Annotated in this window: 7 protein-coding genes and 3 tRNA genes; 2 read left to right on the top strand and 8 right to left on the bottom strand. The window is 73.1% G+C overall.

Annotation, left to right across the window (positions count from 1 at the left end):
- The 5 genes from AKI01S_RS02405 to AKI01S_RS02425 all read right to left on the bottom strand — a co-directional run bounded on the left by AKI01S_RS02405 (position 1) and on the right by AKI01S_RS02425 (position 8,040).
- Complete coding sequence (locus AKI01S_RS02405; RefSeq protein ID WP_067811806.1) at positions 1–3,699, bottom strand: glycosyl hydrolase; 3,699 nt, start codon at positions 3,697–3,699, stop codon at positions 1–3.
- On the bottom strand, positions 3,696–4,523 hold the full coding sequence (locus AKI01S_RS02410; protein WP_245681447.1) for a carbohydrate ABC transporter permease: 828 nt from the start codon (positions 4,521–4,523) through the stop codon (positions 3,696–3,698). Before AKI01S_RS02410 ends, AKI01S_RS02405 begins: the two co-directional genes overlap by 4 nt.
- The gene (locus AKI01S_RS02415) at positions 4,520–5,467 is read right to left on the bottom strand and encodes a carbohydrate ABC transporter permease (protein WP_157419611.1); all 948 of its coding nucleotides are present in this window, start codon (positions 5,465–5,467) and stop codon (positions 4,520–4,522) included. Before AKI01S_RS02415 ends, AKI01S_RS02410 begins: the two co-directional genes overlap by 4 nt.
- Before the next feature lie 2 nt (positions 5,468–5,469).
- A complete protein-coding gene (locus tag AKI01S_RS02420; RefSeq protein ID WP_067811811.1) occupies positions 5,470–6,747 on the bottom strand; it encodes an ABC transporter substrate-binding protein in 1,278 nt (425 codons plus the stop codon).
- A 504-nt stretch (positions 6,748–7,251) separates the two neighbouring features.
- Positions 7,252–8,040, bottom strand: coding sequence for a DeoR/GlpR family DNA-binding transcription regulator (locus AKI01S_RS02425; protein WP_067811813.1), 789 nt, complete (start codon positions 8,038–8,040; stop codon positions 7,252–7,254).
- A gap of 399 nt (positions 8,041–8,439) precedes the next feature.
- On the opposite strand from AKI01S_RS02425, the gene AKI01S_RS02430 reads away from it, so the two are divergent.
- Together AKI01S_RS02430 and AKI01S_RS02435 are read left to right on the top strand one after the other, a co-directional pair.
- A complete protein-coding gene (locus tag AKI01S_RS02430) occupies positions 8,440–10,191 on the top strand; it encodes an alkaline phosphatase D family protein (protein ID WP_245681448.1) in 1,752 nt (583 codons plus the stop codon).
- Between the two features lie 11 nt (positions 10,192–10,202).
- Positions 10,203–11,660 carry an L-fucose/L-arabinose isomerase family protein gene (locus tag AKI01S_RS02435; protein ID WP_245681449.1) on the top strand — a complete coding sequence of 486 codons (1,458 nt, stop codon included), beginning with the start codon at positions 10,203–10,205 and terminating at the stop codon, positions 11,658–11,660.
- Positions 11,661–11,705: 45 nt separating this feature from the next.
- Here the strand turns inward: AKI01S_RS02435 and AKI01S_RS02440 are convergent.
- The 3 genes from AKI01S_RS02440 to AKI01S_RS02450 form a co-directional block, all read right to left on the bottom strand.
- Positions 11,706–11,780: transfer RNA gene (locus tag AKI01S_RS02440), tRNA-Val, on the bottom strand.
- Between the two features lie 24 nt (positions 11,781–11,804).
- Positions 11,805–11,875, bottom strand: a tRNA-Cys gene (locus AKI01S_RS02445).
- A 24-nt stretch (positions 11,876–11,899) separates the two neighbouring features.
- Positions 11,900–11,972, bottom strand: a tRNA-Gly gene (locus AKI01S_RS02450).
- Positions 11,973–12,161: the final 189 nt, after the last annotated feature.

Here is a 12,161-nt window from a genome sequence, read left to right on the forward strand (position 1 = left end):
TCACCCGAAGGTCCGCAGGACCACCGGGCCGAGCAGCCCGGAGGTCCGCTGGCCGGGGAAGACGAAGTGGGTGGGGCTGGTCTCGTCGAGGTGCGGGGCCAGGGTGCCGTAGACGACGATCTCGATCTCGTTGCGACCGCCGCGCAGGGCGGTGCCGAGGTCGAAGGCGTACGGGGCGCAGATCCGGACGCCCGCCGGGGTCCCGTTCACCGTCACCTCGGCGGTGCCGCGGACGCGCCCGAGGTCGAGTCCGGCCCCGGCCGGGGTCGCGGGCAGGTCCACGGTCCGCCGGTAGCGGACCCCGCCGCTGTACCCGGCGAGCCCCACGTCCTCCCAGTCGCCCAGCCCGATCGTCCCGGGGCCGACGGTGAACGCGACCGGACCGGCCAGCGCCGCGCCCTCCCGGTGCTCGGGCCGGGTCAGCAGCCGCAGTTCCGCGGTCCCGGCGGGGCGGCGCTCTCCGGGGAGTTCGAGGTCGACGCGGCCGTCACGGGCGGCGGCCGGGACGGGAACGCCGTCGAGCAGGACGTCCAGGACCTCGCCGCGCGCGGTGAACCGCATCCGGGTCGCGCCGGGCGGGACCTCGAACCGCAGCCGTTCGATCCGGGGCCGCGCGCCCGGGACGGCGAACCGGGCGGGCAGGACGGCGTCCTCCTCCGGGCCGTCCTCCAGCCAGTGCGCGCCGGGCAGCGGATGCGGGCGGCGCCGCAGGTGGAAGGCCGCGGGGTCGCCGGGCTGCGCGCGCCTCGGCACGACGGGCACCGGGACGCCGTCGCGGGTGGCGCGCCACCCGGCGCCCGACACGAGCGGGCCGTCCACCAGGACCGCCGCCGGGCCCTCGCCCTCGGTGAGGACGAGGGTGAGCCGGGCGCCGGGCGTCCCGGGCAGGTCGTAGCGGCCGACGCGGGGGGCCTGCTGCTCGGCGTACGGGTCGAAGCCGCCCTGGCGGCCGATCTCCACGCCGTCGACCAGGACCCGGCACGGGGACGCGGACGCGACCTGGAGCAGGGAGGGGGCGGCCGCGTCCGGCAGCACGGCGCCGAAACGGACCCGCGCGCCCGGCCGGGAGTGGCCCGCGACGGTGATCCACTCGGGCCGCAGGCAGCGGGCGGGGTCGGCCGCGACGGACAGGTGGCCGCGCAGCCGCACGTCCTCGTCGGGCACCAGGCGCAGTTCGAGACCGTGCTCGCCCGGCGGGAGCGGCGCCCGCGTCACCGCCAGGTAGCCGTGGTCGTCGAGCGGGACCGCGGCCCCGTCCACCAGGAGCGTCTTGGCGGCGGCGGCGCCGAGCACGAGGAAGCCCTCGGCGGGAACGGTCACGCGGGTGCGCAGGACGACCCGCTCGCCCGCCGCGACCTCGCCGAAGTCGAGGAACTCCTCGGGGACGTGCCCCTTCGGGCCGAGCACGGTCCGGTGGACCGGGTCCTTGCGGATGCCCCGGCTGTCGGAGTAGACGACCGGCCGCCACCGGCCCCCGGGACCGGCCCAGAGCCCGTGGGGACCGAACGTCGCGTGGACGGGCGTCCAGTCCCCGGCGGGGTCGTCCTCCACCCGGTGCCACAGCCGCCGGCGTTCCACGGACACCATGGCACCGGCCGGGCGGGCGAAGTCGCCCCAGGTGTTGTCGAGCGTCGGCACCAGCTCCATGTCCCAGGTCGGGCCCAGGTCCGTTTCGCGTACGGGACGCGGCCGCCCCTCCGGGCCACCAGCCTCCGGCGGCGGGCCCGCGCCGCCCGGGGGGAACACCAGGAGTGCGGCGGGGCCGTCGTCGAACGGGACGACCACCTCGACCGGCGCACCGGAACCCGCCCGGGTGGCGGGCAGCGTCCGGGGCGGGCCGCCGAAGGGGCTCACCAGGAGGGCCGGGCCGGTGACGCCGTGGACGCGGACCCGCATGTCGCGGTGGTAGCGGCCGGGGTCGAAGTCGTAGGTCACGTCCAGCCAGCCGAGGTCGGCGCCGCGCTCGTCCGGGCGGCCCACCGACACGCGGCTGGCCATGGACGCGGCCGCCGTCAGGAACACCACCGTCGCGCCGTCGACCTCGCGGACCAGGGCGGGGACCGGCGCCTCGACCCGGCGGGAGCCCGCCAGCAGGGGGCCGAGCGCGCCGGGGTCCGGCACGGTCTCCAGCAGCGCCGCCAGCCGCGCCACCGTCGCGTCGGCGTCCGGGGCGCCGACGCCGCGCCGGGGCGGCGGCCCGACGGCGACGACCCGGCCGCCCCGCTCGATCAGCGCGACCAGCCGCCGGGCGGTCTCCGCCTCCAGGACGTCGCAGGCGGGCAGCAGGACCGTGCCGTAGGACTCGCCCGCCACGTTCAGCCGCCCCGCCTCCACCGCGGCCCGCCGGACGGAGTCGTCGTCGATGACGTCGGCGTCGACGCCGAGCCGGTCGAGGACGCCGGGGACCATCCGGAACCAGGCCATGTCGCCCACCAGTTCCCGGTAGGTCTCCTGGGCCAGCGCGGCGGACGGATCGACGCCGTCGAGCCGGGTGCCGGCCTGCGCGGTCGCGGTCGGGAACAGCACGGCCACGTCGCAGACGTGGCGCCCCAGCGACAGGGCGGCGCACAGCCGCGTGACCGCGTCGGCGAAGACCCGGTGGTGCGCCCAGTAGGGCTGCCGCCAGTCGGTGGCGGGCGGCGCCCACTCCCACCAGCCCGCCTTGGTCGTGTAGTAGACCGCGTGCGGGTTGTAGAGGGTGGCCCCGGCGCGCAGCCACGGCAGCAGCCAGTCGAGGGTCTCCTCCAGCGTGCCTCCCCAGCCGCTGGAGTGGAACGCCTCGATCCACACCCGGTCCCTGCCGTACAGGTGGGCCAGGGACGAGTGGACGCGCGCGTCGCCGTGGTGGTCCGAGCCGGGCGCGCCGAACCAGCGGTGGGTGCGGGCGTAGTCGGCGTACAGCCGCACCCCGTCCACCGGGTGCCCGGCGCGGGCCGGGTCCTGCTGGTCGCAGCCGTGCAGCAGCCCGTGCCGGGCGTGCCAGCCGGCCAGCGGCCGGAAGAACGCCTCCTCGGCCAGCTCCGCCCGGGTGAGGTGGTAGTCGCGGCGGAACCGGAGCGCCTCGTCACCGTCCTCGCCGTCGCCGCCCTGCCACAGGTGCGGCAGGTGCGGCGTCGGGTCGTAGCCGCGGCGGGCGGCGAACTCCCCGGCGAACCCCTCGGTCCAGGTCGGCAGCGCGGGCAGCTCGTCCTGGAAGGACCCGACGATCACGTTGCCGAGGCGGTGGCCGAGCCGCCGCTCGAACTCCCCGTGGACGCGGTCGAGCAGCGCCGCGCACGCCTCCGCCGACAGGTAGTCGAAGCCGCGCGCCACGGTGCCGCCGCCGGGCTCCAGCCACCGTCCGGCGAACGCGGGGACGTCGCGCACCAGCCGCGCCTGGAGGTCGGCCCCCGAGAAGCCGAGCTGGTCGTAGAACCACAGCGACACCCCGAGCCCGGCGGCGTCCTCGCACACCCCGTCGAGCAGCTCCCACCACGCGTCGGTGAAGAACGCGGGGTCGTCGGCGTCGGCCCCGAACATGGGCCCCGACGGCGCCAGGTTGAGGATCACCAGGTTGTACACGCCGCCCGCGGCGAAGCGTTCGAGCTGGTCGCGCAGCCGCCGCCGGTCCAGCCGCTCGCCGCTCCACCACCAGATGGGCGCGGGGGAGTAGGCGCGGGGCGGCGCGTCCAGCACCGCGCGCAGCCGGGCGGGGATCATCCCTTCAGCCCGCTGGCGAAGCCCTTGATCACATAGCGCTGCAGCACCAGGAACACCGCGAGGATCGGCAGCGCGGCCAGCACCAGCCCGGCGAACACCAGCCCGTTGTCGGACACGTACTGGCCGACGAAGGCGAAGATCCGCACCGGGACCGTCTCGCGGGCCGAGCCGCCCAGGTACAGCAGGGGAGTGAAGAAGTCGTTCCAGATGAACACCGCGTTGAGGATGAGCACGGTCCCGGTGATCGGCCGCAGCAGCGGGAACACCACCCGGGTGAACGCCCGGAAGTGACCGGCGCCGTCGATCAGCGCGGCGTTGGCGTAGTCGGCGGGCAGCGCCCGGATGAACCCGGTGTAGAGGAACACCGTGAAGGGCAGCTGGATCCCCGTGTAGAAGAGGATCATCCCCTGGTAGGTGCCGAGCAGCCCGGCCCCGTCCACCAGCTTGAACAGCGGGATCATCCCGAGCTGGAACGGCAGCACGATGCCCAGCAGGAACAGCACGTACAGCCCGTAGCCCAGCCGGGAGGCGCGGCGGGACAGGAAGTAGGCGGCGAACGAGCCGAGCGCGATCAGCGCCACCAGGCTCGCGATCGTGATGACCGTGCTGTTCAGCAGCGCCGGGCCGAGCTCGGCGCGCGTCCAGGCGTTGGCGAAGTTGCCCGCCGTGGGGCTGGCCGGCGGCGCCAGCGGCGACTCGGCGACCTCCCGCTGGTCCTTGAGCGACAGCGTGACCAGCGCGTACACCGGGAACAGGAAGGCGACCGCCACGGCGATCATCACCAGTTCCAGGCCGAACGTGCGCGCTCCGTACCTGACGTTCACGCGACCTCCCGTCCCCGCAGGTAGTGGATCTGCACCATCGACACCGCGGCCACGAACAGCGCCAGGACCAGCGCGATTGCGGTGCTGTAGCCGAAGTTGCCGAACACGAACGCCTGCTTGTAGAGCACCGTCGACAGCGTCTCGCTGGCGTGCCCGGGCCCGCCGTTGGTCGCGGCGTAGACCTGGTCGAACAGCTTGAGGCCGCCGATGGTCGACAGCATCAGGTTGATGGTGACCGCCGGGGCCAGCAGCGGCCAGGTCACGTGCCGGAAGCGCTGGAACCGGCCCGCGCCGTCGATCATCGCGGCCTCGTGCAGCTCGGCGGGCACCCCCTCCAGCCCGGCCAGGAAGATCACCATGGAGTAGCCGGCGAACTGCCAGATCACCATGCCCGCGATCGACCAGATCGCCAGGTCGGGGTCGCCCAGCCAGTCCTGCCGCAGCCCGCCCAGGCCGACCGCGCCGAGGATGCCGTTGAGCCCGGCGTCCGGCGAGGGGTTGTAGATGTACTTCCACAGGAACGCCACCATCACCGGGCTGACCACGGCCGGGGCGAAGAACACGACCCGCAGGACGGTCCGCGACCTGATCCCGGTGTGGACGCCGAGGGCCAGCAGCAGCCCGACGCCGTTCTGCACGACCACGATCGCCACGGTCAGCAGCAGCGTGTTGACCAGCGAGCCGCGCGCCGCGTCGTCGCCGAACAGCTTGGTGAAGTTGTCCAGGCCGACGAAGTTCCGGTCGCCCAGGCCGTTCCAGTCGGTGAAGGCGTACAGGATGCCGCTGAGGCTCGGGTAGAGCACCACCAGGGCGTACACGGCCAGGGCGGGCGCGGCGAACCACCACGGCGGCGAGAGGAAGCGGGCGCCCCGCCGCCGCCGGTGGGCCGCGGCGTCCGGCGGGGCGGCCCGCTTGGCCGGGGCGGGACGGAGGGTGGAGGCCACGGTCACTTCTTCCGGTAGGTCTCGTCCAGCTTCGCCAGCGCCTTGGGCACCGTCGTCCGCCCGCCCAGCAGCTCCTGCACCGCGGCGAAGTGGGCGGGCTGAACCTCGGCGTTCGGCCAGCCCTGGTCCATGAACGGCACGGCCTTGTTCCCGTCGATGAACGGCAGGAACGACTTCAGCGCCGGATCGATCCTGGAGTCGGCGTCACGGCTGAGCGGCACGCACGCGACGGCCTCGGCCCAGCGGTTCATGTTCCGCTGCTCGCCGAGGAACTCCATGAACGCCTTGGCCGCGTCGGCGTTCTTCCCGCGCGCGCTGACGCCGAGCCCGACCACCACGCCCGCCGGGATCCAGACCCCGCCCGCGTCGTCGGCGCCGGGCACCGGGAACATGTCCAGGTCGTCGGCGCTGGTGGCGGCCTTGCGGAAGTCGGGCAGCACCGCCGACACCTGGATCGCCATCGCGGCCTTGCCGGTGGCGACCATCGAGGTCTGCTGCTCGAAGGTGGTGCCGTTGGGGTTGTCGTTGAAGTACCCGCGCTTCTGCAGCTCCAGGTACATCTCCAGTGCGTCCGTCCAGCCCGAGTTCGCGAAGCTGGCCGAGCCCGCCCGCATCTGCTCGTCGAACCGGGGGTTCTTGGCGTAGACGGTGGAGGGCACCAGGGCGTAGGTGATGAGCTGGGTGACCCACTGGGTCTGGGCGCCCAGCGCGATCGGCACCTTGCCCTTCTTCTTGATCTTCTCGCAGACCTCCAGGAACCCGCTCCAGGTGGTGGGCGGCTCGACGTCCGCCTCCTGGAAGACCTTCTTGTTGTAGACGGCGCCGATGACGCTGGACCCGGCCGAGTAGAGGAACGTCTTGCCGTTCTTCTGGAACGCGGGCCGCAGCCCCTCCGGGATGCGCTTGGTCCAGGCCTGGTCGCTCAGGTCGGCCAGCAGCCCGGCCTGGGCGATCTGCGCCATGCTCATCGCCGAGCCGTCGCCGGGGTACACCACGTGCACGTCGGGGGCGTTGCCCGCGCCGAGCTGGGTGCGCACCGAGGTCTGCACCTGGTCGGTGGGGGCGTACGAGGCGTTGAACCTGCTCTTGGCGTAGTCCTTGAGCAGCAGTTCCAGCGGCTTCTGCTGGTCGGCGACGGCGACCAGGCGCAGCGTTCCGCCGCCCCCGCCCCCGCCGGACGTCCCGCCGCAGGCCGCGAGCGCGCCCATGGCGGCGACGCCGCCGGTCAGGCCAAGGAATCCGCGGCGGCTGAGGGCCGCCGGTCCGGACGACGATGTCATGAGTCCTCCTCGAAACCGCGGCCCTGTGCCGCGATGGTGTCTGCGGCCCGGGGCCGTCACGAGCACCGCGGGCGGGACGGACCGGCGGCCTCGGGGTCGGCCGGGTGCTCACCGGGCGGCTGGTGACGCGGGTGATGGGGCATCGGCGTCGTCGTGGGGTGGCCGGTCATGAGCCGCTCCGATCCCTACATCAATTGACCGTGAGTTAACACCCGCGAGTGTGAGAAGGAGCGTAGAGATACCAATTTGGGGTGTCAAGATGTTAGGAGGATCACGCTTCGACGGCTTTCGGCGCTGCCGGGAAGTCGGGGGAGGGCAGCCCGAATCCGGGCCCTGCTGGCGCATCGTCCCTGGTCGCAAGGCGTTGAGGGGTGTGGAAACAGCCGGTGAACGGTGATCGCGGCGCTACGGCCCGGACGACGGCGGCGGTGCGATGAGAACAGATCTAACGTTACGAAACGGTGCCCCGGCGTCGTCCCGGCGCCCGTGGCCGTCCCGTCCCGCTCAGGTGGCGGCGACCTCGTAGGCGACCTTGTGCTCGTCCAGCTCCCGCAGCGCCTCGGCGCCCGCGCCGTCGTCGACGATGACGCGGTCGAACACCGACAGCGGCGCCACCCTGTGCAGCGCGACCCGGCCGAGCTTGGAGTGGTCCACCAGCAGCACCCGGCGCGCGGCGGCCTCCAGCATGGCCCGCTTGACCGACACGATGTGCTGCTCCTGGTGGTAGGCGAACCCGCCGGAGACGGCCGAGGTCGACACGAAGCACAGGTCGACCTGGAGCGCCGCGATGGCGTCCACGCAGGAGACCCCCAGGAAGGAGTCGTGCAGCGCGTCGTACTCCCCGCCCAGCGCCATCAGCCGGATGCCGCGCTCGCGGGCCAGCAGGTTGGTGGTCTCCAGGAAGTTGGTGATCACCGTCAGCGGGGTGACGGCGCCGAGGCGGCGGGCCAGCGCCAGGGTGGTGGTGGAGTCGTCGAGCATCACCGCCATGCCCGGCTCCACCATCTCGGCGGCCTTCCCGGCGATGGCGTCCTTGGCGGGCTGCATGGACTTCATGCGGTAGGCGACGTTGCTCTCGAACACCGCGGACGGCTGCGCGGTGACCCCGCCCCGGTACTTGCGGACGATGCCCTGCCGCTCCAGCTCGTCCAGGTCCCGGTGGATCGTCATGAGGCTCACGCCGAACCGCTCGGCCAGCTCGCCCGCGGTGACCGAGCCCGCCGAGAGGACGTGGTCGGTGATGGCCTGGCGGCGCACGTCGGGCCCGCGCCGGACGCTGCTGTCCTTGGTCATGCTGCGATCCTCTCGTGGCCGGGCGGCGGCGGGCCGGTGGACGACCGCCGTCACTCCGCTGGTCCGGAGGCGGTGAAGAGGACCCCTTGACGCGATGACTGGCGGTGTAAGTTAACACTACCAGTTGGTAAATCCGGGAGCCGTGACGCGAAGGGGGCTCCTCCGTCCGGGCGCGCCGTCGCCGACCGGGCGGCGCGGCGACATGCGGCGCGAGCAGCGGCTTTCCCGTAAGGCGTGTACGCCTTCCCGTCTCCCCGGGTCCTGGACCGTCCCGGCCCGTCGCGCCGAGCCCCGGACGCCGCCGCCTCCGAGGATCTTGACGCCGTTCGGGGCCGCCCCTACGCTCATTTCACATTTTGAAAGTTACGTTCACACATTGATCCGTGATCGGAGTGGTGCGTGGACGGTTCCCTCCCCGCTCGACCACGCCCCCGGCCCGCCCCCGAGATCACCGGCCCGGCCGGACCCACCCACGAGGACATCCGCTTCACCGGCTCCGGCGTCCACGCCCGCCGCCCCCTGAAGGGAAGTGTTCAGATGACTCCGAACGACGACAAGGTGTCGCGGCGCCGGTTCCTCGGGGCCGGCGGGGCCGGCGCGGCGGCGGTCATGCTCGGCACCGGCGCCCTGGGCGCGTCGGCCGCCCACGCCTACACGCTGCGGAAGGCGGGCCTGTTCACGCTCGGCGTCGCCTCGGGCGACCCGTCGCCCGACGGCTTCGTGCTGTGGACGAGGCTGGCGCCCGAGCCGTTCGCCCCCGACGGCCGGGGCGGGATGCCCGACCGCCGCGTCCGGGTCGAGTACGAGGTCGCCCGCGACGAGCGGTTCCGCCACGTCGTCCGGCGCGGGGCGGCGGTGGCGACGCCGGAGCTCGGCCACTCGGTCCACCTCGAGATCGCCGGGCTCCGGCCGGGCCACGAGTACTTCTACCGGTTCCGCGTGGCCGGGGAGATCTCCCCCTCGGGCCGGACCCTCACGATGCCGCCGGCGACCTCCCAGCCGCGCCGGCTGAACTTCGCGGTCGCCTCCTGCCAGGCCTGGCAGGACGGCTTCTACACCGCCTACGACCACATGGCCGAGGAGGACCTCGACCTGATCGTCCACCTCGGCGACTACATCTACGAGTACGAGATCCCCGCCAAGAACCGGCGCGGCGTGCCGGTGCCGGGCCCGCAGTTCACCACCGAGACGTTCGACCTGGCCCGCTACCGGTTGCAGTACTCCCTCTACAAGGCCGAGGCGCCGCTCCAGAGGGCGCACGCCGCCGTCCCGTGGATCCACACCCTCGACGACCACGAGGTGGTGAACGACTGGGCCGACGACACGGTCATCATGGGCCGCCACCCGAATCCGGACCCGGCCGAGTTCGCGCGGCGCAAGGCGGCGGCGTTCCAGGCGTTCTACGAGAACCTGCCGCTGCGCCGCTCGCAGCTGCCGTCCGGCCCCGACATCCGGCTGCACCGCAGGATCTCCTACGGCCGGCTCGCCGACTTCACCATGCTGGACACCCGGGGCCACCGGGACATCCAGGCCTGCTCCTACGGCAACGGCACGGGCCGCACGCGCGACTGCGACGAGCGCTTCGACGCCGCCCGCACCGTGCTGGGCGACCAGCAGCGGCGCTGGCTGCTGAACGGCTTCCGCACCTCGCGCGCCCGCTGGCACATCCTGGGCAACCAGATGCCGATGGCGGAGACCGACTGGGACCCGGGACCGGGCAAGGACGTCTGGGTGGACCCGTGGGACGGGTACGCCGGCGAGCGCAACCGCCTCCTGGCGGCCGCGCACGACCTCGGCGTCCGCAACCTCGTTGTGGTCAGCGGCGACCGGCACCAGAACTACGCCGTCGACCTCAAGCGCGACCACGACGACCCCGACTCGCCGACCGTGGGCTCGGAGTTCGTCGGCACGTCGGTCACCAGCGGCGGCGACGGGGCCGACATCGACGCCCTCGGCCGCACGTTCCTGTCGGCCAACCCGCACATGAAGTTCTTCAACGCCCAGCGCGGCTACCTGAGGATCAACGTCGACCGGCAGCGGTGGCGCACCGACTTCCGCGTGCTGCCGTACGTGACCAGGCCGGGCGCGCCGGTCACCACCCGCGCCAGCTTCGTGGTCGAGGACCGCAGGCCGGGCGTGCGGGAGGCATAGCGTTCGCATCCATGTCCGAGGAGGGCACCATGACCGTCCCCACCGAACTCCCGCTCGACCGCGTCACCGCGCCGCGCGTCAGGGTCGGCCTCGTCGCCGGGGGCCTGGGCGCGTACTGGCCGCAGTTCCCCGACCTGCTGCCGCGGCTCCGCAGGTCCGCCGACCGGGTGTCGGCGCGCATGCGGGAACTGGGCGCGGACGTGGTCGACGTCGGGTTCATCTCCGACGCGCAGGAGGGCGCGGCGGCCGCGGAGAAGCTGCGCGCGGCGGGCTGCGACCTCATCGTCGGGTTCCTCACCACCTACATGACCGCGACGATGCTGGTCCCGATCGCCCAGCGCGGCGACGCGCCGGTGCTGCTGATCAACCTCCAGCCGACCGAGTCGATGGACCACGGGTCCGTCGACACCGGGCAGTGGCTCGCCTACTGCGGCGCCTGCCCCCTGCCGGAGATGGCGAACGCGTTCCAGCGCTGCGGCGTCCCGTTCCGCTCGGTCAGCGGCCACCTGGAGGACGAGCGGGCCTGGACGAGGATCGGCCGCTGGGTCCGCGCCGCCGGGGTGCGGGCCGCGCTGCGCCGCGGCCGCCACGGCCTGATGGGGCACCTCTACCCGGGGATGCTGGACGTCTCCACCGACCTGACCCTGGTCAGCGCCAACTTCGGCGGCCACGTCGAGGTCCTGGAGTTCGACGACCTGAGGGTCCGGGTGGAGAAGGTCACCGACGCCGAGGTCCGGGCCCGCACGGACCGGGCGGCGGAGATCTTCGAGCTGGACGGCTCGGTGGACGACGACGACCTGGCCTGGGCGGCCCGGGTCTCGGTCGGGCTGGACCGCCTGGTCGAGGACTTCGGGCTGGACAGCCTCGCCTACTACCACCGCGGGCTGGACGGCGAGGTGCACGAGCGGCTGGGCGCCGGGATGATCCTCGGCGCCTCGCTGCTCACCGCGCGCGGGATCCCGGCGGCGGGGGAGTACGAGCTGCGCACCTCGCTGGCGATGCTGGTCGCCGACCGGCTGGGCGGGGGCGGCTCGTTCACCGAGCTGCAGGCCCTGGACTTCCGGCGCGGCCATGTCGAGATGGGGCACGACGGGCCCGCGCACCTGGCGATCTCGGCCCGCCGCCCGCTGCTGCGCGGCCTGGGCGTCTACCACGGCAAGCGCGGCTACGGCGTGTCGGTGGAGTTCGACGTCAGGCACGGGCCGGTCACCGCGTTCGGGATCGTCCAGCGCCGCGACGGCCGCTACGGGTTCGTCGCGTCCGAGGGCGCCGTCGTCGACGGGCCGCTCATGAGGATCGGCAACACCACCTCCCGGGTCGACTTCGGCTGCGACCCGGGGGAGTGGACCGACGCCTGGAGCGCCACCGGCATCTCCCACCACTGGGCCCTGTGCACCGGCCACCGCATCGCCGACCTGCGGGCCCTGGCCGACCTGATGGAGGTCGAACTGGTCGAGGTGAGCCCCTGACAGACGCCGGAAGGCCCGGTCCATACGGACCGGGCCTTCCGGATGTGGTGGGCGATACTGGGATTGAACCAGTGACCTCTACCGTGTCAAGGTAGCGCTCTCCCACTGAGCTAATCGCCCGTGACGTTCCCTCGCGGGATGTCGAGGTGGAGACGGGATTTGAACCCGTGTACACGGCTTTGCAGGCCGTTGCCTCGCCTCTCGGCCACTCCACCGAGTGGGGCCAGGCCCCTCCTCAGAGCGGAAGACGGGATTCGAACCCGCGACCCTCACCTTGGCAAGGTGATGCTCTACCAACTGAGCCACTTCCGCTTGGCTTCCGGGGTTTCCCCCGTCGCGCAGGCTCAACTTTAGCGGACTTCCGGAGTGGATGCGTACTCCACGACCCGGGCCTCAAGGTCGGGGGCTACGAAGGATCTTGGAAACGGACGAGCGGCTTTCGGCCAGGACGGCTCGTCCGCAGGCGGGGGTTCAGGGGCGTGGCCCGGGGGTTCAGGGGCG

Origin of the sequence: Actinomadura kijaniata NBRC 14229 (assembly GCF_001552175.1) — a bacterium.
Lineage (GTDB): Bacteria > Actinomycetota > Actinomycetes > Streptosporangiales > Streptosporangiaceae > Spirillospora > Spirillospora kijaniata.